This window comes from Paraburkholderia sprentiae WSM5005 (assembly GCF_001865575.2).
Classification (GTDB): Bacteria; Pseudomonadota; Gammaproteobacteria; order Burkholderiales; family Burkholderiaceae; genus Paraburkholderia; species Paraburkholderia sprentiae.
Window position 1 is genome coordinate 1,287,479 of record NZ_CP017562.2, and the last position, 22,830, is coordinate 1,310,308.

15 protein-coding genes, 1 pseudogene and 2 riboswitches are annotated in these 22,830 nt (G+C 67.0%); of the genes and pseudogenes, 6 read left to right on the plus strand and 10 right to left on the minus strand.

Annotation, left to right across the window (positions count from 1 at the left end; translation table 11 throughout):
* Positions 1–28: 28 nt before the first annotated feature.
* From BJG93_RS22605 to cobW, 4 genes are all read right to left on the minus strand, one after another.
* Entirely contained in the window at positions 29–568 is a 540-nt protein-coding gene (locus BJG93_RS22605; RefSeq protein WP_071336648.1) for a vWA domain-containing protein, read from the minus strand.
* A gap of 131 nt (positions 569–699) precedes the next feature.
* Entirely contained in the window at positions 700–1,800 is a 1,101-nt protein-coding gene (locus BJG93_RS22610; RefSeq protein ID WP_027196458.1) for an ATP-binding protein, read from the minus strand.
* Positions 1,797–5,615 carry a cobaltochelatase subunit CobN gene (cobN, locus tag BJG93_RS22615; RefSeq protein ID WP_027196459.1) on the minus strand — a complete coding sequence of 1,273 codons (3,819 nt, stop codon included), beginning with the start codon at positions 5,613–5,615 and terminating at the stop codon, positions 1,797–1,799. The genes BJG93_RS22610 and cobN overlap by 4 nt, the downstream gene beginning before the upstream one ends.
* A gap of 13 nt (positions 5,616–5,628) precedes the next feature.
* A complete protein-coding gene (cobW, locus tag BJG93_RS22620) occupies positions 5,629–6,720 on the minus strand; it encodes a cobalamin biosynthesis protein CobW (protein ID WP_272493196.1) in 1,092 nt (363 codons plus the stop codon).
* A 204-nt stretch (positions 6,721–6,924) separates the two neighbouring features.
* Positions 6,925–7,202: riboswitch (cobalamin riboswitch) on the minus strand.
* An 80-nt stretch (positions 7,203–7,282) separates the two neighbouring features.
* A riboswitch (cobalamin riboswitch) is annotated at positions 7,283–7,541 on the plus strand.
* A gap of 194 nt (positions 7,542–7,735) precedes the next feature.
* Here cobW and cobA point away from each other — a divergent pair.
* The 5 genes and pseudogenes from cobA to bluB all read left to right on the plus strand — a co-directional run.
* Positions 7,736–8,497: pseudogene (gene cobA / locus BJG93_RS36245) on the plus strand (uroporphyrinogen-III C-methyltransferase); the annotation flags it as partial.
* An 84-nt stretch (positions 8,498–8,581) separates the two neighbouring features.
* Positions 8,582–8,983: a cobalamin biosynthesis protein gene (locus BJG93_RS36250; RefSeq protein WP_322791098.1), complete on the plus strand. Its 402-nt coding sequence runs from the start codon at positions 8,582–8,584 to the stop codon at positions 8,981–8,983.
* Positions 8,980–9,582, plus strand: coding sequence for a cob(I)yrinic acid a,c-diamide adenosyltransferase (gene cobO / locus BJG93_RS22630; RefSeq protein WP_027196462.1), 603 nt, complete (start codon positions 8,980–8,982; stop codon positions 9,580–9,582). The genes BJG93_RS36250 and cobO overlap by 4 nt, the downstream gene beginning before the upstream one ends.
* Before the next feature lie 3 nt (positions 9,583–9,585).
* The gene (locus BJG93_RS22635; protein WP_051374318.1) at positions 9,586–10,926 is read left to right on the plus strand and encodes a cobyrinate a,c-diamide synthase; all 1,341 of its coding nucleotides are present in this window, start codon (positions 9,586–9,588) and stop codon (positions 10,924–10,926) included.
* The gene (bluB, locus tag BJG93_RS22640; RefSeq protein ID WP_027196464.1) at positions 10,910–11,569 is read left to right on the plus strand and encodes a 5,6-dimethylbenzimidazole synthase; all 660 of its coding nucleotides are present in this window, start codon (positions 10,910–10,912) and stop codon (positions 11,567–11,569) included. Before BJG93_RS22635 ends, bluB begins: the two co-directional genes overlap by 17 nt.
* A gap of 36 nt (positions 11,570–11,605) precedes the next feature.
* Here bluB and BJG93_RS22645 read toward each other — a convergent pair whose 3' ends face one another.
* The 6 genes from BJG93_RS22645 to BJG93_RS22670 form a co-directional block, all read right to left on the minus strand.
* A complete protein-coding gene (locus BJG93_RS22645; RefSeq protein ID WP_027196465.1) occupies positions 11,606–12,220 on the minus strand; it encodes a DUF4136 domain-containing protein in 615 nt (204 codons plus the stop codon).
* A gap of 41 nt (positions 12,221–12,261) precedes the next feature.
* Positions 12,262–14,748: a CHASE2 domain-containing protein gene (locus BJG93_RS22650; protein ID WP_027196466.1), complete on the minus strand. Its 2,487-nt coding sequence runs from the start codon at positions 14,746–14,748 to the stop codon at positions 12,262–12,264.
* Between the two features lie 67 nt (positions 14,749–14,815).
* Positions 14,816–16,225 carry a FecR domain-containing protein gene (locus BJG93_RS22655; protein WP_034478769.1) on the minus strand — a complete coding sequence of 470 codons (1,410 nt, stop codon included), beginning with the start codon at positions 16,223–16,225 and terminating at the stop codon, positions 14,816–14,818.
* A 38-nt stretch (positions 16,226–16,263) separates the two neighbouring features.
* Positions 16,264–17,004 (minus strand): response regulator transcription factor, encoded by a 741-nt coding sequence (locus BJG93_RS22660; protein ID WP_027196468.1) that lies wholly within the window; start codon positions 17,002–17,004, stop codon positions 16,264–16,266.
* 915 nt (positions 17,005–17,919) lie between these two features.
* On the minus strand, positions 17,920–21,402 hold the full coding sequence (locus tag BJG93_RS22665) for a DEAD/DEAH box helicase (RefSeq protein WP_027196469.1): 3,483 nt from the start codon (positions 21,400–21,402) through the stop codon (positions 17,920–17,922).
* Positions 21,403–21,641: 239 nt separating this feature from the next.
* Positions 21,642–21,914 (minus strand): DUF4148 domain-containing protein, encoded by a 273-nt coding sequence (locus BJG93_RS22670; RefSeq protein ID WP_027196470.1) that lies wholly within the window; start codon positions 21,912–21,914, stop codon positions 21,642–21,644.
* A 166-nt stretch (positions 21,915–22,080) separates the two neighbouring features.
* Between BJG93_RS22670 and BJG93_RS22675 the strand changes: the two genes are divergently transcribed.
* Positions 22,081–22,806 (plus strand): anti-sigma factor family protein, encoded by a 726-nt coding sequence (locus BJG93_RS22675; RefSeq protein ID WP_027196471.1) that lies wholly within the window; start codon positions 22,081–22,083, stop codon positions 22,804–22,806.
* Positions 22,807–22,830 lie beyond the last annotated feature (24 nt).

The following is a 22,830-nucleotide window of genomic DNA, read 5'->3' on the forward strand; positions in this document are numbered from 1 at the left end:
CGGGCCGCCCCCGCTACGCACGCATCGATCAGCCGATCAGGTCTTCCGGTGTCAACCGTCGCGCTCCCCACGCATTCGCGAGCATTTCGCAGCGGCCAAGCCGTATCGCACCACGCTCGAAGTCGACGAACACGACTTCATCGGCGCCGGCCGGACGCGCCGGTTCGTCGCGCGTGCGGCCGTCGGTCAGAATCCATAGCCAACGCTGCTGGGCCGGCCGTCGCCGCGCGCCGTGCTCGAGCAGTTGCGCGGCGCGGCGCACGCCCGAGGCGAGCGGCGAACCGCCGCCTCCGCCGACTGGCGCGAGCCATCGCTCGTTCCACCAGCGCGGCACGGCGGGCCCGAAGCGCACGTCCGCGCCCGCACCGCCGAAGCAGATCAACGCGGCCTCGGCGCGCATCGCGCTCGCACGGTCGAACAAGGTAGTCAGCAAACCCTTCGCGAGCGCGAGGCGCTGGCCCGCCAGCATCGACCCGGAGCAATCGAGCACGAAGCAATGCAGCACCCCGCCGCGCGGCATTTCGCGTACGAAGCGCAGATGCTCGCGCCGCAGCGTGCGCCCGCGCATCGCGGCGAGCGTCGCTGGCCATGCGATGCGCCGGCCCGGTGCCGCATGCGACGTGTCGTGCGCACCCGCCCCCGCGCCTTGCCGCCATCGAAAACCGCTGCGCGAGTCAGCGGCGGCGCCTTTCCGATGGCTCAGCGTTTTTTTGCGTCGAGCGGAATCACGCCTTTGACAGGCACAGCCCCGGTCGGCTCGGGCGGCAGGTAGCCCCAGTCGGGATCGGCGGAAGACGTCGCGGATCCAGCTGCACGGTCAGACGCACTACCAGTAACGTCTTGTGACTGCGCCTCGCCTTCCTGCTGGCGCTGATTCGCATGTGGCGCATCATGCTGACGCCGCCGATGAAGCAGCACCGCATCGGCAACGCGCTCCACGTGTCGCACCGTCACCGCATCCGCCCGTTCGAAAGCGGCCAGCGCGCGCGCCGCGCGCAGCATCACGAGGTCGGCGCGCAGGCCGTCGACGGCCGCGTCGATGCACAGCGCGCTCACGCGCGCATGGACGGCGTCATCGAACGACAGCAGCGGCAGCGCCGCGCGCGCCGCGCGAATTCGCTGTACGTATGAAGCCTGCAGCTCCGCATAAGCGGCACGAAAACCAGTGGGGTCGAGCTCGAACGCAAACCGCGCTTTCACGATGGCCTGCCGCACTTGCGGCTCGAACACATTCTGCAACTCGACCATCAGACCAAAACGGTCGATCAGTTGCGGCCGCAACTCGCCCTCTTCCGGGTTCATCGTGCCGATCAGCACGAAGCTCGCGTCATGACTATGCGACACGCCATCGCGTTCGACGGTGTTCACGCCGCTCGCCGCCGCATCGAGCAACGCATCGACGAGCGCATCGGGCAGCAGATTGACTTCGTCGACGTACAGCACGCCGCGATGCGCCTTCGCAAGCAGTCCCGGCGAGAAGCGCACGGACCCGTCGCGCAGCACCGTTTCGATATCGAGCGTGCCGATCAGGCGATCCTCGCTCGCGCCAAGCGGCAGATTCACGAGCTGCCCTTGCGGCAGCAACTCGGCAAGCGCGCGCGCGGCGGTCGACTTCGCAGTGCCACGCGGTCCGCTGATCAATACGCCACCCAAGCCCGGATCGATCGCCGCCAGCACCAGCGCCTGCTGCAACGAGGCCTGGCCAATCAGCGCCGCAAACGGAAAAACCGGCCGCGGCGCCGTGCCGGACGCGACGCCTGCGCTGCCTACGTCGTCCGTTCCCCGCATCGCTCCATTCATGTTTGTCTTCCTTCGATCTGCTGCTCGCTCGCGAGCAGATGCGTTTCCACCTGCGCGCGATAGTCGCCCGGTTGCTGCCACAGCCCCCGCTGCATCGCTTCGAGCAAACGCTCGCAGATCGAATGCAGCGCATGCGGATTGTGCCGTTGCATGAACGCGCGGGTGTCGGCGTCGTTCAGATAAGCATCGGCGACGAGCGCGTATTGATGATCGGCGATCACGCGCGCCGTGGCGTCGTAGCCATACAGATAGTCGACGGTCGCGGCGATCTCGGCCGCGCCCTTGTAGCCGTGGCGCTTTACGCCATCGAGCCATTTCGGATTGACCACGCGCGAGCGGATCACGCGTGCGATCTCCTCCTGCAGCGTCCGCACGCGTGGCGCGGCCGGATTGCTGTGATCGGCGTGATAGACGCGCGGCTGCTGACCGGCCAGGTGCCGCACCGCCGCGACCATGCCGCCCTGAAACTGGTAGTAGTCGTTTGAATCGAGTACGTCGTGCTCGCGATTGTCCTGGTTCTGCAGCACGAGGTCCATCGCTGCCAAGCGGGCGCCAAACACTTGATGCGCTTCCTCGCCTGCGCTCTTCTGCGCGTACGCGTATCCGCCCCACGCCTGATACGCGTTCGCCAGATCGGCGTCGGTCCGCCATTGGCCTGAGTCGATCATCTGCTGCAGACCCGCGCCGTACGCGCCGGGCCGCGCGCTGAACACGCGCCAGCCGGCGCGCTTGCGCGCTTCGGCCGGGTCCATGCCGCGCGCGATCAACCCATCGCGTTCACGCTGCACGCGCGCACGAATCGGATTGAGTTGCGCAGGCTCGTCGAGTTCGGCAACCGCTTGCACCGCCGCATCGAACAGATGCATCACGTTCGCGAACGCATCGCGAAAGAAACCGGATACCCGCAACGTGACGTCGATACGCGGCCGGTCGAACGCCTCGATCGGCATGATCTCGAAGTCGGTCACGCGATGGCTGCCGGGCGCCCACTTCGGCCGCACGCCGAGCAACGCGAGCGCCTGCGCGATATCGTCGCCGCCGGTGCGCATCGTCGCGGTGCCCCAGACCGACAGGCCGATCGCGCGCGGATAGTCGCCGTGCTCTTGCAGGTGCCGCTCGATCAGTTGCTGCGCCGATTTCAGGCCGAGTGTCCACGCGGCTTGCGTCGGCACCGCGCGTGTGTCGACCGAATAGAAGTTGCGGCCGGTGGGCAGCACGTCGGGCCGTCCGCGCGACGGCGAGCCGCTCGGGCCCGGCGGCACGAAACGTCCTTCGAGGCCGCGCTTCAGTTGCGTCATTTCCTGCGGGCCGCAGGCGTCGAGGCGCGGCAGCACGTCGTCGCGCAGGCGCGCGATCACCTGTGCCGCTTGCGGCAGACCAACGTCCGCTACCGGTACGGCTTGCGAGCGATCCGCGTCATCGCAATCGACACCGCACACGCCGCGCAACCACTCCGCCGCGAGCAACTCCAACCGCTCGCGCGTATCGCCGTGATGTCGCCACGGTGCGTCGCTGACCCGCTGCAATACCTCGGGACGTGGGCCGTCCCATGCGGCTGCCCAATCCACGCTCAACGGATCGAACCGATGATCGATGCGCAGGTCGCGCGCCAGCGCGTCGACGAGCCCCGCCTTGCCGCCGCGTCCATCGCCGATCGGAAAGCGCCCCAGCGCGAGCAGCGTATCGCGCCGCTGCACGCCGCGCGGCGACTGTCCGAACGTATGCAGGCCATCGCGAATCTGCGCTTCCTTCAGCTCGCACAGCCACGCATCGACGCGCGTGAGCAGCGCGTCCTCATCGTCCTGACCGTTCGGCGCGGCGAGACTCAGCTCTTCATGCAGCCGATGCTCGACGATCGTCGCCAGAATCGTGCGACGCAGCAGTTTCGCGCGACGCGGATCGACCATCAATGCTTCGTAGTATTCGTCGACCTGGCGCTCGAGGTCCTGCAGCGGTCCATAGTTTTCAGCGCGCGTAAGCGGCGGCATCAGATGATCGACGATGACCGCCTGCGCGCGCCGCTTCGCCTGGCTGCCCTCGCCCGGATCGTTGACGATGAACGGATACAGGTGCGGCATCGGCCCGAGAATCAGATCGGGCCAGCACGCGTCGCTCAACGCGACGCTCTTGCCCGGCAGCCATTCCAGGTTGCCGTGCTTGCCGACGTGCACGATCGCGTCGATGCCGAACTGATCGCGCAGCCAGAAGTAGAACGCGAGATACGCATGCGGCGGCACCAGCTCGGCGTCGTGATAGCTCGCGTAGTCGCCTTGCTCGCGCGAACGCGCGGGCTGAATGCCGACGAACACCTGCCCGCAGCGCCAGCCGGCGATCATGAAGCGGCCGCGCCGCAGCGTGGGATCCTGTTCGGGCTTGCCCCAGCGCGCGTTCAACGCGTCGCGCACGCTGGTCGGCAACGCATTGAAATGCGCGAGATAGTCGTCGAGTGAAAGGCTTTGCAGAGCTGGACGCAGATCGCGCACCACGGGATCGTTGGTCACGCCTTCGGTCAGCCTGTTCAACAACGCGTCGCCGTGTTCGGGCAATTCGCCGACACGATAGCCCTCGTCGTGCAGCATCGACAGAATGCCGACTACCGACGCCGGCGTATCGAGCCCCACGCCATTGCCGATACGCCCTTCGCTCATCGGATAGTTCGCGAGGATCAACGCGACTTTCTTGTCGGCGTTATCGAGCGAACGCAAACGGCACCAGCGGCGGCTCAGCTCGGCGATAAAACGCACCCGTTCGAGGTCGGGCTGATAGCGGACCACGTCGACCTGTGTATGCGCGCAGCGATACGCGAGCCCCTTGAAGCTGATTGCGCGCGTGATGATGCGCCCGTCCACTTCGGGCAGCGCGATATGCATCGCGATATCGCGCGAATTGAGGCCGTGATTGTCCTTTAGCCAATCTTCACGATTGCCGCCGCTCAGGATCACCTGAAACACCGGCGCGTCGCCGGCGAGCGCGAGCGGTTCGGGATCGTCGATCGCGGACGCGGCGAACGCGGTCGTGTTCAGCACGAGCGCGGCACCATGCTGCGCGCACAGCGACTGCACGACATCGCGGCTCAGCGCATCCTTCAACGACGTGATCGCGAGCGGCAGCGGATTGAGCCCTTGCGCTTCGAGCGCATCGATCAGCGCATCGAAGACCGCGGTATTGGCGGCCTGCAGATGCGCCTTGTAGAACAGGATCGCGACGACCGGCGCGTCCTGCCGCCAGCGCGCCTGCCAGTCGGCGATGCTCGGCGTATCGCGCTCGGGGTGATACAGCGACGTGGCCGGCAACGCGCGCGGCGGCTCGGGCTCGCGTCCCCAGTCGAGCACGCGATAGGCGATGCAGCGCAAAAACGCCTCGGCGTTCTGCGGGCCGCCCTCGCGCAGATAGCGCCACAGCTGCTGACATAGCTCGGCGCTCGCGGTGCTGCGCGCGAGCAGATTCGGATCTTCCTGCAGATCGCCGGAAAACATCGCGAGGGTTTGCTGTTTGCGCTGCGCGAGCGCGACCACCTGCTCGATGCCGTACGGCCAATACGTTTCACCGCCGAGATGATCGACCACGACGACGCGCGCATGCTGCAACACGTCGTCGAGATAGAAATCGACCGAGGCCGGCTGACGCAGATAGGTGACGTTCGCGAGCCGCACGCTCGGGAAGCCGTCGCCCAGACGCGGCACCACGCTCGCGAGCAGCGACAGGGTGGTGTCGGCGGAACTGAGCACGACGATATCGGCGGGCTGCTGATCGATGCGGATCACGCCCTGCGTATCGTCGACGAAGCCGCCCGGCGTCGTGCGCAGTAGATGCATGCTGGCGCGCCCGTTATGCCGTCGCGTTCGACGCCGCGGCAAGCGCCGCGTCGAACGCCTGTTGCAGCGTGTGCGGATCGAGGTCTTCGCCGATCAGCACGAAGCGGCTCAACGCGCCTTCGCCATGTTCACCGGCCTGCCAGCGCCGGTCGAAGTAGCTGTCGAAGCGCCGGCCCACGCCCTGAATCACCAGACGCATCGGCGCGCCCGGCAACGCGGCGAAGCCTTTGACACGGTAAATCGTGTGGCTTTCGACCAGCGCCTGCAAGGCGGCGAGCGCCGCGTCGCGCGAGCGCAAATCGGCCTGCACGACGACCGAATCGAATTCGTCGTGGTGATGATCGGGGTCGTCGGCGGAACCATGGTGGTCGGCACGCAGGTGGATCGTCTGTTCCGACGCCGCTTCGAGGCCCAGCAGCGTATGCAGGTCGAGCCGCCCCTGTTGCGCGCGTACGATCTTCACTTGCGGCGGAATCTCCGCGCGGATCGCGGCTTCGACCTCGTGCTGCCGCGCATCGTCGATCAGATCGGTCTTGTTCAGAATCACCAGATCGGCCGCCGACAACTGGTCTTCGAACAGCTCGTGCAGCGGCGACTCGTGATCGAGATTCGGATCGGCCTTGCGCTGCGCGTCGACGGCGAGCGGGTTATCGGCGAACTGGCCGCTTGCGGCGGCCGGTCCGTCCACCACCGTCACCACCGCGTCGACCGTGAAGCCATTGCGGATCTGCGGCCAGTTGAACGCCTGCACGAGCGGCTTCGGCAACGCCAGGCCCGACGTTTCGATCAGCACGTGATCGAGTTCGTCGCGGCGCTCCGCGAGCTTTTCCATCACCGGGAAAAACTCTTCCTGCACGGTGCAGCACAAGCAACCGTTCGCGAGTTCATACAATCGCCCTTCGGTCTCGACCCCGTTTTCATCGCAACCGATGCCGCAGCCCTTGAGGATTTCCCCATCGATGCCGAGCTCGCCGAACTCGTTGACGATCACCGCGATGCGCTTGCCGCCCGCATGCTGAAGAATGTGTCGCAGCAGCGTGGTTTTGCCGCTGCCGAGAAAGCCCGTGACGATGGTGACGGGAATCTTGCGCAATTGTGTTTGCATCGTGAGATCCATCCCTTGGCGTTGCATCGGCATGCCGGGCAAGTCCGCGCGATTCCGCACATCGGCTGACGAATGGAACGAATGAAGCGCGCGCACCACGGCCAATGATCACGGAACACGGGGACGAACGACGGCATGGCCGCGACAACGGGAATATAGAAAGCGGAAGTGAGGTCATGAACGCGCCGCCGCATCCCCGCGGCGTACGTTCTGCTTCTTCGGGCCGGTATCCGGGCTGGCGAAAGCGCCGCTTCCCCTTCCCGGACGAGTGGTTTCTCGTCCAGTGGTGAAATGTCGACGCGCCCTTGCGCGAGGACATCGAAGCCGGCACCGCGGCGCCCGGCCAGCAAGCCGGAACCGCTTTTCGCTTACCGTTGCGGGGACAGCACAGGTTAGCCGCTCAAGAGCAGAAGGCTCCCTGTTTCCCGTTTAACTGCATGCGCACGAACGCGCACGCGGGCACCCAAAGTGCGTGCGAGTGTAGGCCCGCGGCCTTGCGCAGTCAAGGAACGCAGCGTGTCGGAAAATGCCGCCGAGGCTTATCCGGCAAGGCGCCATGTGCTATCGTATGCGCGCGTTTGGTGCCCGCACATGCGCTCGCGTGTGCAGTTAAACGGGAAACAGGCAACGCGTCGCGCGTTCAACCTGTGCTGTCCCCGCAACGGTAAGCGACCTGCGGCGCGCGATTCGATTTGCCCTCGATTCTGACGTGCCGCGCATGCGTTTTTTGATGCCACTTTCCCGCGAATGCGCAAAAGGGAGGGGAAGGCAAAGCGCGTGAGGCCGCCAGCCCGGATACCGGCCAGACGCGGAGGCGGCGCCGCATGCATCCGTGCATCGCGTGGCGCCGCCGGCCGCCGGAATCCGCGGGGAACGGATGTGAAGGCGTAGCAGCGCGGCATCGCGCCTGCCTAGATTCGCCGTTCCGCATGACCTCTACGTTCACCGCCGCGCGCGCTGTCGCGCGCCGCTTCTCTTCTCCCATCACCGCATGGCGCACGCCATGCACGCCGCGATGACGCGCGCCTGGCTGATCGGCGCCGGTCCCGGCGACGTCGAGCTGATGACGCTAAAGGCGACCCGCGCGCTCGCCCAGGCCGATGTCGTGCTCGTCGACGATCTCGTGAATCCCGACGTGCTGCAGTTCGCGGGCGCCGACGCACAAATCGTGTACGTCGGCAAACGCGGCGGCCATCCGTCGACGCCGCAAGCCGACATCGTCGCGCAAATGCTCGCGCATCTGCGCGCGGGGCGCAGCGTCGCGCGGCTCAAGGGCGGCGATCCGTTCGTGTTCGGCCGCGGCGGCGAAGAGTTGCAGGCGCTGCAGGCGGCGGGAATCGAAGTCGACGTGATCAACGGCATCACGGCCGGCATCGCGGCGCCCGCGGCGCTCGGCATCGCGGTCACGCACCGCGATCACGCGCAGGGCGTCGTGTTCGTCACCGGCCACGGCGCCGGCAGCGGCGAGCCGGACTGGGCCGCCCTCGCCGCGACGCGTATGACGCTGGTGATCTACATGGGCATGCGCCGGCTCGGCGAGATCGCCCGCGCGCTGCTCGCGGCCGGCATGCCCGCCGACACGCCCTGCGCGGCCATCGAGTCGGCGACGCGACCCGAGCAGCGTCACGTGCTCGCGCCGCTTCGCGAGTTTGCCGAGGCGGTTGCGCGCGCGGGGCTCGGCTCGCCGGCAATCGTCGTGATCGGCGGTGTGGCATCGCTCGCGCTTGCGCGTGATGCGGCCAAACGCGACGCCGGCGTCGCACGCGAACCAGCAGCGAGCGCGACACGACACGAACTCGCACCCGAGATCAAAACGCTGAGCGTCGGCATCGGTTGCCGCGCGCACAGCGAAGCTGTTGATATCGAAGCCGCTGTCCGCGCGGCGCTCGGATCGAATGCCTTCGAACAGATCCGCGCCATTGCGACGATCGACACTAAAGCCTGCGAAGCAGGTCTGGTCGAATTCTGCTCACGTCATCAGCTGCCGCTGCAACTGTTCAACCGCGAGCAGATCGCCGCCGTACCGGTCGCGTCGCCGTCGGCGGCCGCCCACGCGCATCTCGGCGTCGACGGTGTGTGCGAGCCGTGCGCGCTGCTGGCGGCGGCAGCGTCGGACTGCGCCGCAACCGCGCAACACGCGCGTCTAATCGTACGCAAGACCGCGCACGCCGGCATCACCGTGGCGATCGCAGCGGCGCACAACGCTGCCGTTAGCGACACGACCTCATCCCATCCCGCCTCTCAAGACCAGGACCCTCGATGAAAACCGATCCGGAATCGCATCAACGCATGACCGAACGCCGCCGCGAAGGCCACGAAAAGAAGCAGGCCGGCGCGACCGTCGAAAAAGGGCTGCTGATCGTCAACACCGGCACCGGCAAGGGCAAGAGCACGGCCGCGTTCGGCATGGCCGTGCGGGTGCTCGGCCACGGCATGCGGCTCGGCGTCGTACAGTTCATCAAGGGCGCGCTGCATACGTCGGAGCGTGATTTCCTCGGCGCTATCGCCCAGTGCGACTTCGTCACGATGGGCGATGGCTACACGTGGAATACGCAGAATCGCGAGGCCGACATGGCGACCGCGCGCAAAGGCTGGAACGAAGCGCGGCGGATGATCGAAAGCGGCGACTATCAGATGGTGATCCTCGACGAGCTGAACACGGTGCTGAAGTACGAATACCTGCCGCTCGACGAAGTGCTCGCCGTGATCAACGCGCGCGCGCCGATGTTGCACGTCGTCGTGACCGGACGTCACGCGCCTGATGCGCTGATCGAAGCCGCCGATCTCGTCACGGAAATGCGCGCGATCAAGCATCCGTATCGCGAGCAGGGTGTGAAGGCGCAGCCCGGCGTGGAGTTCTGAGCGATGTCCGCCTCCCCAAAGGCGACTTCTTCCGGGGCGTCCCCCCAGGGGACTTGCCCCGCGCTGTTCATCAGCGCGCCCGCGTCGGGACAAGGCAAGACCACGATCACCGCCGGTCTCGCGCGCTATCACCGACGGCTCGGACGTCGCGTGCGCGTGTTCAAGACCGGGCCGGATTTTCTCGATCCGATGATCCTCGCGCGCGCGAGCGGCGCGGCGGTGCTGTCGCTCGATTTGTGGATGGTCGGCGAAAGCGCGTGCCGCAATCTGCTCGCGCGCGCGGCGCAAGAAGCCGATCTGATCCTGATCGAAGGCGTGATGGGCCTGTTCGATGGCACGCCCAGCAGCGCCGATCTCGCGATCGCATTCGGTGTGCCGGTGCTGGCGGTGATTTCCGCGCAGGCGATGGCGCAAACTTTCGGCGCGCTCGCGTTCGGCCTCGCCCGCTTCATGCCGCAGCTGCCGTTTTATGGCGTGCTCGCGAATCGCGTCGGTTCCGCTCGGCACGCGCAGATGTTGCAGCAAGCGCTGCCGCCCGAGTTGCGCTGGTGCGGCCACATCGCCGCGGACGAAGAGATCACGTTGCCCGACCGTCACCTCGGCCTGCACCAGGCCGATGAAATCGACGATCTCGACGTGCGCCTCGAGCGCGCGGCGGATACGCTCGCGTCGACATCGCTCGCCGAATTGCCGCCGCCGGTCGAGTTCGGCGTGCCGGTTCCCGAAGCGTTGCCGCGTCTGCTGCAAGGCATGCACATCGCGATCGCGCACGACGCCGCGTTCTCGTTCATCTATCCGGCCAACGTCGCGCTGCTCGAAGCGCTCGGCGCGCGGCTCAGCTATTTCTCGCCGCTCGCCGACGAAGCCTTGCCCGCCGACACGCAGGCGCTCTATCTGCCCGGCGGCTATCCCGAGCTGCATATGGCGACACTCGCGGGCAACCTGACCAGCGCCGCATCGATCCGCGCGCACGTCGGGGCTGATAGACCGGTGCTCGCCGAATGCGGCGGGATGCTCTATCTGCTCGACACGCTGACCGACGCGCAAGGCATGAGCGCGCCGATGCTCGGCCTGCTCCCCGGCCACGCGACGATGCAAGCACGCTTTACGTCGCTCGGCATGCAGCAGATCGACGGTGTCCATGGCACGCTGACCGGCCACACGTTCCACTACTCGAAGCTCGCGACGCCGCTCGCGCCACAGTGCTTCGCCACGCACGCGCACAGCGACGCGCCCGGCGAAGCGGTGTTCCGCGTGGGCCCGATCGTGGCAACCTATATGCACGCTTACTGGCCCTCCAACCCGGCTTTTACGGCCGCTCTCTTTCATGGCGAAGCCTTTTGACGACTCCGAGCGCGACGCGGTCTATCGCGCGATTTACGAACGCCGCGACATGCGTCACTTCGTGCCGGAACCGGTCGACCCCGCGGTGCTGCGGCGTCTGCTCGACGCGGCGCATCACGCGCCGAGCGTCGGCTACATGCAGCCCTGGCGCATCGTGCGCATCACCGATGCGGCGTTGCGCACGGGCTTGCGCGAGATCGTCGAACGCGAACGGCTCGCCACGGCCGACGCGCTCGGCAAGCGCCGCGACGAGTTCATGAAGTTGAAGGTGGAAGGCATGCGCGAATGCGCGGAGCTGCTCGTGATCGCGTTGATGGACGGGCGCGAGCGCCACGTCTTCGGCCGTCGCACGCTGCCGGAGATGGACCTCGCGTCGGTCGCGTGCGCGATCCAGAACATGTGGCTCGCCGCGCGCGCGGAAGGACTCGGGCTCGGATGGGTGTCGCTATTCGATGTCGACGCGGTGCATCGGTTGCTGGGCATGCCGGAAGGCGCGCGGCCAGTCGCGATTCTGTGCCTGGGTCACGTCGACGCGTTCTACAGCGAGCCGATGCTGGAAACCGAGCGCTGGGCGAGCCGTCTGCCGCTCGCCGATTGCGTGTTCGAAAACGGCTGGCCGCGCGACGAGCCGGCGCGGGAATGACTGATACGCAGGGCCCGGGCGACCCAAGGCTGCGTTTTAGCGTTGCAGCGGCATCATCGACTCGACGTTCGGCACGCCGCTCGCCTTGTCGATGCTGAGCTTCACGCGCCAGTCGGCCGGCGCGTCGAACGGCAGCTTCGCGAGCGCGGTTTTCACGAGCAATGGCAGCGCATGCAGCGGGTACGCATCGCGGTCCGTGAACACCGCGCTGACCTTGTAGCGCTCGATGCCGCTCGCGTAGTCGAAAAAGCGCAGCGTCAGCGCGTGCTGATACTCGCGCCCAAACAGCAGCGCGCCCGGACCATCGCTGCCCGCGCCGCAATCGAGGGGCGCGCAATCCTCACCGCCGATGCCGACCGACGCCGGCCGCGTGCTATACGCCATCGACAGCAGATAATGCGCGGGCTTGCCCGCGGTATCGACGAACCCGTGCTTCGCCAGTTCGTCGCGCAGCAGGTTTTCGGCTTGCGGATGGTCGGCGCTGTCGTCCTGCGGCTGCGTGCGCGCGAACGCATAGGTCTGCTCGCCATGCAGCGCAACGGCCTGGTCGGCGCCGTTACCGGAGACGGTGTGCACGTCGGCGCTCAGACCCGCGCAAGCGGTGAGGCTCGCCGCGGCCAGCGCGGCACAGAAGTGAGTGATCTTGGCCATTTTTCTTTTCTCTCTGGTACACCGAACAGGTCGAAGGCGCCTCAGGTGCGCAGTGCGTTCGATTCGTCGAGCGGCGCGTCGTCGAGCGCCGGCAGCCAGACCGTAAACGCCGTCCCCTCGCCTGGCGCGCTGACGACCTCGACACTGCCGCCGTGGCGTGTCACGACGGTTTTGATAAACGCCATGCCGAGTCCCGCGCCGCCCACTTCCGGCCGCTCGGCCTCGTGAAAGCGGTGAAAGCGCTCGAACAGTCCCGCCTGCTGGTCCTTCGGGATGCCATAGCCCTGGTCACGGATCGTACACGACACGCGCGGCGCCTCGCTGCCCGCGTGCTTTGCCGCCAGCGGGCTCGCGAAGCTGCACACGATGCGCGTGTCGGGCGGACTGTACTTGACCGCGTTGTTCAGAATATTGACGAGCGCGCGTGTCATCAGTGAGCGGTCGGCGCAGATCCAGGGATCGTCGTCGGCGTCGTTGCCGGTTTCCGTATCCAGCGTGATGCGCTTCGCGTGCGCCTGCGGCCAGACTTCATCGCTCGCATCGATCACGAGCTCGGTCAGGCTCAGCGGCTCGAGCACATAGACCTGCGACTCCGCGCGCGCCAGTTGCACGAAGTCGTCGGCGAGCGTGAGCGCGCGTCGCGCGTAGCGTTCGATGCGCTCGAGCAGGCTGCGCGCGAGCACCGGCTCGGCCCGCGCGCGCTCGATCTCGACCAGTGCAATGATCGACGCCTGCGGCGAGCGCATGTCGTGCGACAGCAGCCGCAGCGCGTCTTCCCGCTGACGCTCGGCCGCATGCAGCGCCGACACGTCGACGAGACCGGCGATCCAGCCCGTCGTCTCGCCCTGCGCGTTGGTGCAGGTCGCATAGCGCAGCAGATGGTCGCGTTCGTTCGCGTCGCGCACCTCGACGCCCTGCGCCATCAGCGCCGCGAACTCGCCGCGCGTCGGATCGAGCAGCGCCGGCCAGTGCGCGTGCGCGTACAGATTGCGCTCGTTGTCCGAGGCCGCTCCGGCATCGATCGTCTTGACGAGCGCGAGGCCGCCGAGCACGTTGCGCATCGGCTGGCCCTCGGGCATCGGCGCGCCGAGCCGCGCGAAATGCGCTTTCGCCGCGTGGTTCGCGATCAGCACCACGCCCGCAACATCGCTAACGAGAATCGGCTCCGGCACGCTATCGAGGCTGTCCCACACGAAGCGCTTCATGTCCTGCACCCGTTGCGCGGCCTGAGCCATCAGCGCCATGTGCTGCTCGAGCACGTCGCCGCCGAACTCGCGGCGGCGCTTCGGCGTTTCGGGCAGCAGATGCGGTTCGTCGGCGAGACGCTGCAGTTCGCCGCGCAGATATGCCATGGTCGTTTCGAGGCGTCGCCAGTTCCAGATCGGATAGACGATCACGACGCCGAGGATCGCCGGCACCGGCGATATCCAGAGCCTGCCGTCGTAGAGCAGCAGCGCGCTGCCGGCGGCCGCGAGCAGCACCAGCGCGCCGGTCAGCAATAGCGAGCGGCGCGGCGACAGCACGAGGAAGCCGGCGAGCAGCGCGGCGAGCGGCCCGAGCGCCGCCGCGAACACCACCCACAGCTCGACCGGCTGAATCTCGCGGCCGGTCAGCAGCGTGTCGAGCACGTTCGCATGGATGTAGACGCCGGGCAGCGGACCGAGCTCGCCCGACACCGGCGTCGCGAAGCGGTCGTACAAACCCGACGCCGTGACGCCGATCACGACGATGCGCCCGCGCAGACGATCGGCCGGCACCTTGCCGGCGAGCACGTCGGCGAAACTGAGCTTCGCGTAGTTCGCGGCATTCGGCCCGAACGGAATCAGGAAGCGGTCTTCGCCGCCGTCGTCCCTGCCGCGCGCGGGCTCGTTCGTGCGGCGCGGCGGTAGGCCGCCGCGCAGATGCAGCTTGCCGCGTTCAACCGCGTCGGCGCCGAGCACCGTCAGCTGCGGCCAACGCGAGCCGTCGTCACCTTCGAAGCGCGCGACGCTGCGCGCGATGCCGTCGCTGTCCACCTCGAAATTGATGTGACCGAGTCCTGCCGCCGCCTGCGCGAGCGGCGCGACGGGCTTGTCGACGGTGCGCGCGCCGCTCGCATCGGGCGGCGTCAGCAGCACCGGCAAATAGGTCGGGCTCAGAGCGATGGCGTGGGCGAGTTCGGCGTCGTCGGCGTTGGGCTCGGTGAACAGCACGTCGTAGATCACCGCGGCGGGTCCGGCCGCGGCGATCTGCTCGAGCAGCCGCGCATGCACGCTGCGCGGCCACGGCCAGCGGCCTAGCTCGTCGATGCTCGCGTTGTCGATCTCGACGACGACGATGTCGGACAGCAGCGGCTGCTCGCGCAGCGTCAGAAACTGGTCGTACACCAGCTGATCGATGCCGATGCCGATGCGCCCGAACGACGTCAGCAGAATCACCACGAGGCCGAGACAGCCGACGCTGACCCACTCGATCAGAAAGCGCCGGCCGGCACGCCGTCCGAAACGGGCGCGCGGGTCGAGGCTCAGTCGCGTGGAAGTGGCGTGCAAGGGGCGATGTGGTCGGCAACGAGAGGATGGGGCCGGCCAGCCGGCCGGACCCGTGAATCTACCAGCGTTAGCGCGCCAGCGTAAAGGAGCGCACCGGGCTGCTCTTTTCGTAGAAACGGCCGTTGTCGAACTGCTCGGCGACGATCGTCCAGTAGTACATGCCCGGCGGCAGATCCCGGACCACGAGTTCGCCGCCCGGCAGGTCGGTGCGATCGATCACCGGATTGCTCAGGTCGGCGGTCTTCGCGAGCACGAAGCGGAAACGCGTCGGCACGTTGCTGCGGCTGACGAACCAGCGAAATTCGTAGTCGCGGCCACCCGCACGCTGCGCGGACGAAGCGTCCAGCCCCAGCTGGCGGCGCTCGAACGCGTACACGCTCGGCACCCCGTCGAGGCCGTTGCTATCGGTCGATGCAACGCGCACGAAGTAGGTGCCGTCAGGCAGATCGCCGAAGTCGGCGTGCGGCGCGCTCACGCGCAGGTCGCGCACCAGGTCGAGCTGATCGGCGTCGTGCGAAATCTGCAGCCGATAGCCGACCGCGTGCTCGGCCGGGTCGACGTCGAACGCGACGCTCTGGCCGTCCTGCACGCGCGCCGGCCACGCGAGCGCGGGTGCCGGCAACAGCTGGACCGGACTGCCGACCGCGCCGCCCGAGGGCGTGACGTTGCCGAAGTCCGCTTTGACCAGCTGCTCGGACGCCTGCAACGGCATGCCCGGCGCCGGCGCGGCGCTCTGGCCATGCTGCGTGGCCGGATCGACGCCGACCGCACCGTCGAGCACGGCCACCGCGGTTGTCTGCGTGCCGCCGTCGTAGTCGACGCGAAAACGCGTGCCGCGCACCCCCGCGACCACCGAAGGCGAACGGATCTGGAAGCGATCGTCGCGTCGCGTCGCATGCGTGACCCGGCTCTCGACTTCGCCGGCGCGCAGATCGAAGATGCGATCGGCCGCGCCGGTTAGCGTGACGTGCCGCAGTTTGTCGATGTCGAGTTCGCCGTTCTGTGCGACCGTCACGTACGAGCCGTCGGGCAGCTCGAGCGTCGCGAAGCCGTTCGCGCCGGTGCGCAAGCGATCGCCTTCGCCAAGCGTCTCACCGGTTTTCAGCGGCAGATAAGGGCTCGAGGAGAACGCGTGCTCGACCGGACCGCTGCTTGCGACCACCCGAGCCGTGTCCCGATCCTGGCGCAGACGTCCGGACGGCAGACGCAGCACGATGCCGGCCGCCATGCGGCGCGGTGCGGGCACGTGATTGAGGCTGCTCAACAGCGCCCAGTCGGTCGGGTCCGCCATGTAGCGAGCGGCGATGTCGTACAGCGTGTCGCCTTCGTGCGTCGTGTAGGAAGCGTAGAGCGCCGGCGTCTTCGCACCGGCCTTGCCGCGCGCGGGCTGCGCGTGCGCGAGCGCGCTGCAGCCGGCCGTAGCCGTTGTCATCAGACAGGCAACCGCAAGCCAGGCAGCGGCACGTCGGCCGGACATGGCGGCGCTGCCCGACGCTGCCACATCTGCCCAGGCCCTCACGCCCCCCCCGCTTCTTCGGTAGGTTCGTCGTCGTCGGCCGGCGGCGCATCGGCTTCGATCCGCTCGAGACGGTAACCATAGCCGTAGATCGGCGTGAGCCGATAACCGTGCTCCGGGCGCAGACCGAGCTTGCTGCGCAACATCGACACGTGAGTGTCCATCGTGCGCGACGGGATGTCGGTGGCCTGCTTCCAGATCACGTCGAGAATGTGCGCGCGCGACAGCGGGCGGCTCATATGCTGGAACAACAGCAGCGCGAGTTCGAACTCCTTCTGCGTGACGGAGACCGGCGTGCCGCGCACGACGACGTGCTTGGCGCTCAGGTCGAACTCGAACTCGCCGAACACTTCCCGGGTGGCCGGCGGCTTCAGGTAATAGGCGCGGCGCAGCAGCGAGCCGACCCGCGCGAGCAACACCCCGGCCGACACCGGCTTGACGAGATAGTCGTCCGCACCGGTATTCAGAATCGAAGTGATGTCCGTTTCGCGGCTGCGGCTCGTCATGAACAGCACCGGCAGGCGCTCCGACAGGCTTTCGCGCACCCAGCGCAACACTTCTTCGCCGGACATGTCCGGAACGTTCCAGTCGAGCACCAGCAGATCGAACGTCTGGCGGCGCAATTGGCGCACCAGTTCGCGCCCTGCGCTATACGCATGACAGACGTGTCCAGCGGCGGACAGCGTTTGACATACAAGATCGGCTTGAGCCGAATCATCATCGAGCACTGCAATTCTCATAAAACCCCACAACGCAACAGCGCCTTCGTGGCTGACGTCCGGCAAACCGGCTGACGAGCGGGATGACGGCGCAGCACCGCCAATCCGGCTTCCCCAATAAACTTTGGCGGCTACTTTTCTGACTAATGGTCCCTCGCCTTACCCCGCAATGTCGCTGTTTCGTGAAGTCGAAATCAGCGAATATATGGGATTGCCATCGCAATTATGCACGGCAGATCATGATAATCGAAAACCCTCTTGTTTCACGTTTGTCGCGTGTCGGCAATCCGCCGCAAGAAATCCTGATTGGAAGCGGTCAACGCGCATTTAAAGTTTCGCCGGTCTGCCAGCACTGGCCGGCGCCTGCGGGGAAGCGACAGTTGAGACGGCAAACCCTTGCCCGAGCGGCTTTTGGCTGCGTCCGCTCATCCGCTTTAAGATTCCCGCCAAGTACGTTTATTTAACAATTGCGGGCTCAGTATAAGAATAATCTGAGAACAAATCGTTTAAACATTGTTAGATCTGGCCGGGCGCCAGTTGTCATTTGACGCGATCGGCATGATCCGGCAAGAGGCTGAAACCTGCACATCGCGGGCAAAAAAAATGCGGCGCCACTCCTGTCGAAGCAACGCCGCCCAAAAACACTACACACGCTCGCCGGGGTCTAACCGCGCGAGTAAGGTCACATTAGCCCGCCAGAAAATCGTGCTCAAGACGAAACAACTGCCGTTGTAACCGTTGTCGAAGTAGTTATTACGGGACAGCCGACGGACATTGGCTGATCAGGCCACGCGGCGCGAGGTCGAAATTGGTATGAGTTGAATCGCGTTCGCGGTGGATTTACATACCCAGACGTTTTGTTACAGTCTGGTCCGCTTCGGTGTTGGGCCCGCGCATCGGATTACCTGGCCGCCGTTCCGCCGCTGGCTCGCACCGTCAGCGCGCCCCTTCGATTTCCGGCATCGGCGCGAACAGCGCGTCCAGATCGTCGTCCGAGAACTTCGCGGCGCCGGCCGCGTCTTCCGCGAGAATGCTGTCCGCGAGCCCGGCCTTGTGCGCCTGCAGTTCGACGATCTTTTCCTCGATGCTCCCGGCCGCGATCAGTTTGTACACGAACACCGGCTTGTCCTGTCCCAGCCGATGCGCGCGGTCGGTCGCCTGATTCTCGGCGGCCGGATTCCACCACGGGTCGTAGTGGATCACCGTGTCGGCGGCGGTCAGGTTCAGCCCCACGCCGCCCGCCTTCAGGCTGATCAGGAACAGCGGCACGTCGCCCCGCTGGAACCGCTCGACCGGCGTCACGCGATCGGCCGTGTCGCCCGTCAGCAACGCATACGGGATCGCGGCTTCGTCGAGCGCCTCGGCGATCAGCGCGAGCATGCCGGTGAACTGCGAGAACAGCAGCACGCGGCGTCCCTCCTCGATCAGCTCGGGCAGCATCGACAGCAGCAGATCGAGCTTGGCCGAACGCATCGGGCGTGCGCCGCCGTGCGCAGCTGCACCGTCCGCGACACCGCTCGCCATGCGCATGAGCCGGGGATCGCAACACACCTGACGCAGCTTCAGCAACGCGTCCAGCACGATGATGTGGCTGCGCGCGAGCCCCTGCGCGCTGACCGCCGCGCGCACCTTCTGCTGCATCGCCGTACGCACGGTTTCGTACAGGTCGCGCTGCGCGCCTTCGAGATCGACCGGACACACGATCGTCGTCTTCGGCGGCAACTCCTTCGCGACTTCGTCCTTGCGACGGCGAAGCATGAACGGCCGGATGCGGCGCGCGAGCAACGCGCGGCGCACGTCGTCGCCGTTCTTTTCGATCGGATTGCGCCAGCGTCGGGTGAAGTCCTTCTGGCTGCCGAGGAAGCCCGGCAGCAGAAAATCGAACTGCGACCACAGCTCGCCGAGATGATTCTCGAGCGGCGTGCCCGTCAGACACAGCCGATGTCGCGCGCGCAAGCCGCGAATCGCCTGCGCAGCCTTGGTGGTCGCGTTCTTCACGTACTGCGCTTCGTCGAGAATCAGCAGATGGTAGTCGTGCCCGGCGAGCACCTTCTGATCGCGCCACAGCAGCGCGTAAGTGGTCAGGATCAGTTCGTGTTCGCCGATCTGCTCGAAGCGCTCCTTCCTCTGCGGCCCGTTCAGCACCAGCACCTTCAACGCCGGTGCGAAGCGGCGCGCCTCCTCGCGCCAGTTGTGCACGAGGGTGGTCGGCACGACGATCAGCGCGGGATGCGTGAGCCGCCCCGCTTCTTTCTCCGCCAGAATGTGCGCGAGCGTCTGGATGGTTTTGCCAAGCCCCATGTCGTCGGCGAGCACGCCGGCCAGATCCTGTTCGCGCAGGAACTGCATCCAGTTCAGGCCCTGGTGCTGATACGCGCGCAGCTCGGCCTGCAGACCGCGCGGCACCGGCACTTCGCGCAGACCCGCACCGGCTTGCAGACGACGCGCAAGCGCGCGGATCGAGTCGTCGCCGCTGAATTGCCAGCGGCCGGTGTCGTGCAGCGCATCGAGGCGGCCGGCATCGACCGCGGGCACGCGCAGCGGCGCGCCTTCGGCCAGCGCGCCGCTGAGCGAATCGAACAGATCGACCAGCACCCGCACCACCGGCTTCAGACGATCGGCGCGCAGCCGCAGGCGCTTGTTCTCCTCGGTTTTCAGCTCGATCGGCTCGTCGTCGCGGATGCTCTCCAGCGCGCCAGACAGCCAGCGCCGGTCGCGTCGGAACAGATCGGCCAGCAGCGGCTCGAGCCGCACATTGCGCTCGCCGACGCGGATGCCCATCTCCAGATCGAACCAGCCGTCGCCGGCTTGCTGCGCGGTGCCGTCGATCGCGTCGATCTCGATCACGTTGTAGCGAAACTCCGGCGCCATCGTCACGCGCCAGCCCTTCGCGACCAGATCCGGCACCGCTTCGTTGACGAACTCGGACCACGCGTCGCTGTCGGGCAGGCCGAGCATCGTGTCGGGCAACAGGCGCGACGCGTGCATGTTGCGCGTCGGCACCTTTTGCAGACCGGTCTTGCGTAATTCGAGCAGACGCTTTTTCTCGGCGTCGTAGCGCCGGCGGATATGGATCACGTCGCCGCCTGGCAGCGGCACCAGCGTCACGCTGCTGTCGGCATTGATGCTGACCCCGTCGTAGTCGAAGCTCGCGGCGGCCAGTTCGACCGCGGCGGACTTGCGCTCGGCTGCCTTCGCAGTTTTCGCCGCTTTCAACGCCTTCGGCATGCCGGGCAGCGCGTGGCTGTTCAGCGTCAGCACCGGCACCGGCTCGACGTCGATTACGCGAATCGCGGGGGCGTCGTGGGTGGGCGGCAGCGGTAGTTCGGGCGCGATCTCGCGCAACACCGATGCAACGAGCGGCGCCTCGGCGAGCGAGATCGGCGGCATCGCGAGGTAGTCGGGCAGTTGCTGGAACGGCAGCGAGAGCGGCACGACGCCCGCTTCGTTGGCGACGCCGTCCACGTACCAGACCGGCTCGGTCGGCAGCACCATGCTCGCGCGCGGTTCCGTGCGCAGCACCGGGCGCAGGCGCTCGTCGGCGAGCGGCTCCCACTCGATGCGGCCAGGGCGGTCGGCGGCGCGCGCGAGCGGCGTCGGTCCGGCCTGGCCCGGCGCGGTCCTGAAGTCGAAGAACAGGCGCCCGGTCGCGATCAGCTTCTGCAGCGTCTGTCCGCCGCTCGTGCCGCGCAACACGAACTGGCCAAGATCCTCGCGCGAGCGGCCGAGCCACAGGCCGCGCAGGATCGACAGATCTTCGTCGGACACGAAGCGCGGTTGCCTGAGCAGCGCGCCTTCGATGTCCTCCCAGTTGTCGCCGACTTCGACGATCACGCCTTGCGCGTCGCAGCGCGCGCGATGCAGCACGACCTCGTGATGCATATGGAAACGCGACCAGTTGAGCCGATAGGCGAGCGTTTCCTTGCGCGCGGCGAGCACCTTGCGGGCCGCATCTTTGTCGGCGGCGGCGTCGGCCGCGCGGGCGCGGGCGCGAAAACGCTCGAGCCAGCTGACCAGTTCCGGGCGCACGGCGGGCGATGGAGACGGCGGCGCGCCCGGGACCGTCATCCGTCGCGCGATGAACGCCTCCGACGTGGCGGGGTCGCTGTCATCCTCGACCTGCGTGATGTGATCCATCTCGTCGTGGTAATCGAGTTGCGCGAGCAGCAGCGCCGCAACGTGCTTGCAATTGCGGCCGACCGGGCACGTGCATTCGCCCACCGCCCACGGCGACCCGCCATCGGTACGAAAGTGCACCCGCGTCCGGTACGGCCGCGGCTGCGAGCCCTGCACGTTACCCGACAGGGTCTCGCCCTGCCATTTGACGTTGCTGACCGCACCCACCGAGCGCGCCTTGGCGACGGTCCGCTCACCGAGCCAATCCGCAATCCTTTCCCGATCGAAGAAAACTGACGACATCCGCGTGCATTCCTGTTCAAACCGGCGAAGGCAAGCGCGCGCGGGCCATAATCGGGCGCCGCGCGACGCGCGCGCGCGACGCCCGGCCGATTCTGTCGAGCTGCGACTTGCCAGTGATAGCCGGCCATTTTACGCGTTGGACGAACGTCGCTGGGGCGACCGGTTTGGAGGGTTCGGGAGCGGCCCGGTCAAGCCGCGGCTCCGGCCGGGTTCAGCGCTCGCCGGTCGCCGACGTTGCTTCAATGGGTGCCGACAGCCGGCGCGCCCGAGTTTGCGACGTGGCCGGCGGCGGCCGCCGCCTGAGCGGCGAGCGCCTGTTTGCGCTGCTCGATCTGCCGTGCGAAGACGGGACTGACATCCGGGTACGACGCGTCGGTGATGTAGTCGAGACCGTTCTGCTGCGCCTCGATCAACTCCTGGTAGACCTGAGCACGTGTCTTGCCCTGCGCAAACGCGCTCGACGAAGCGGCGAGAACTGCGAACGACAAAGCGACAAACGAAAGCTTTTTCATGATCGACTCCTGTGAGAATTGTGCGGGTTCGCAGCAGGGAGAACCATGGGTCGGCGGCGTTTATTCCTCGATTCGCGGCGTGAAAAAAACATGGCTCAGGCGGGGAATAAATGCGCACGCAGCCGTGTTTGCCGTCGGATAGCCGCAATCAACACCGCGCATCGTCATGACCTCGACCCACCATCCCTGCGGCGCTCCGCCTTCGGAAGCCGACATTCAGGCCTATGCCGACGGCACGCTGACACCCGAGCGTGCCGCGTCGCTGCGCGACTATCTCGGCAAGCATCCGGCGGAAGCACGGCGTGTGGCCTTCTACGACCGACTCAACGCACAGATGCAGGCCACGTTTGAGAGCACGGAGAAGCCCCGGCACGGCCACATTGACGGATCGCGCCCGCTGCGCATGCGCCTGCGACCGGCCGGTCGCGCGCGCCGAACGCTAGTCGCGCTCGTAGCAGTAGCGCTGATGGTGATCGCCGGCAGCGGCTGGCTCGCGGCGACTCAGGTGTCCGCTCAAGCGCTCGATAACGCCGCCGTGATGGCGCTCGCCGAAGCCACCGCGCGGCCCTTTTCGCCGGCATCGCCGACGCGCGTCGACCCCGCTGCGCCGGATCTCGGCGCGATCGGCTTGCGCCTCGTCGAGCAACGCGTGCTGCGGCTCGGGCCATGGCAGCGCGCGGACGAACTGGTGTATCTGAACGGCGATCAGCAGCCGGTGGTGGTGCTGTCGGCCGCGGCGCCGTTTGCGCGCGAAGAGCCGCAGTGGACCGCGCGTCGCATCGGTGAGTTGCGGCTGTTGACGTGGACCGCGCGGCGGCAGCGCTTCGTCGTCGCGGGCAATGCGCGCACGCACGGGCTGATGCGCGCCGCAGACGTGATGAGCGCACGCTGACGCCGTTGCGCGCCGCCCCTGCGG

Bases quoted from the DNA above. Each gene is read 5' to 3' on its own strand.
- BJG93_RS22605 (WP_071336648.1), bottom strand. From the start codon at position 568: ATGCGCGGGCGCACGCTGCGGCGCGAGCATCTGCGCTTCGTACGCGAA.
- BJG93_RS22610 (WP_027196458.1), bottom strand. From the start codon at position 1,800: ATGAATGGAGCGATGCGGGGAACGGACGACGTAGGCAGCGCAGGCGTC.
- cobN (WP_027196459.1), bottom strand. From the start codon at position 5,615: ATGCATCTACTGCGCACGACGCCGGGCGGCTTCGTCGACGATACGCAG.
- cobW (WP_272493196.1), bottom strand. From the start codon at position 6,720: ATGCAAACACAATTGCGCAAGATTCCCGTCACCATCGTCACGGGCTTT.
- cobO (WP_027196462.1), top strand. From the start codon at position 8,980: ATGAAAACCGATCCGGAATCGCATCAACGCATGACCGAACGCCGCCGC.
- BJG93_RS22635 (WP_051374318.1), top strand. From the start codon at position 9,586: ATGTCCGCCTCCCCAAAGGCGACTTCTTCCGGGGCGTCCCCCCAGGGG.
- bluB (WP_027196464.1), top strand. From the start codon at position 10,910: ATGGCGAAGCCTTTTGACGACTCCGAGCGCGACGCGGTCTATCGCGCG.
- BJG93_RS22645 (WP_027196465.1), bottom strand. From the start codon at position 12,220: ATGGCCAAGATCACTCACTTCTGTGCCGCGCTGGCCGCGGCGAGCCTC.
- BJG93_RS22655 (WP_034478769.1), bottom strand. From the start codon at position 16,225: ATGTCCGGCCGACGTGCCGCTGCCTGGCTTGCGGTTGCCTGTCTGATG.
- BJG93_RS22660 (WP_027196468.1), bottom strand. From the start codon at position 17,004: ATGAGAATTGCAGTGCTCGATGATGATTCGGCTCAAGCCGATCTTGTA.
- BJG93_RS22665 (WP_027196469.1), bottom strand. From the start codon at position 21,402: ATGTCGTCAGTTTTCTTCGATCGGGAAAGGATTGCGGATTGGCTCGGT.
- BJG93_RS22670 (WP_027196470.1), bottom strand. From the start codon at position 21,914: ATGAAAAAGCTTTCGTTTGTCGCTTTGTCGTTCGCAGTTCTCGCCGCT.
- BJG93_RS22675 (WP_027196471.1), top strand. From the start codon at position 22,081: ATGACCTCGACCCACCATCCCTGCGGCGCTCCGCCTTCGGAAGCCGAC.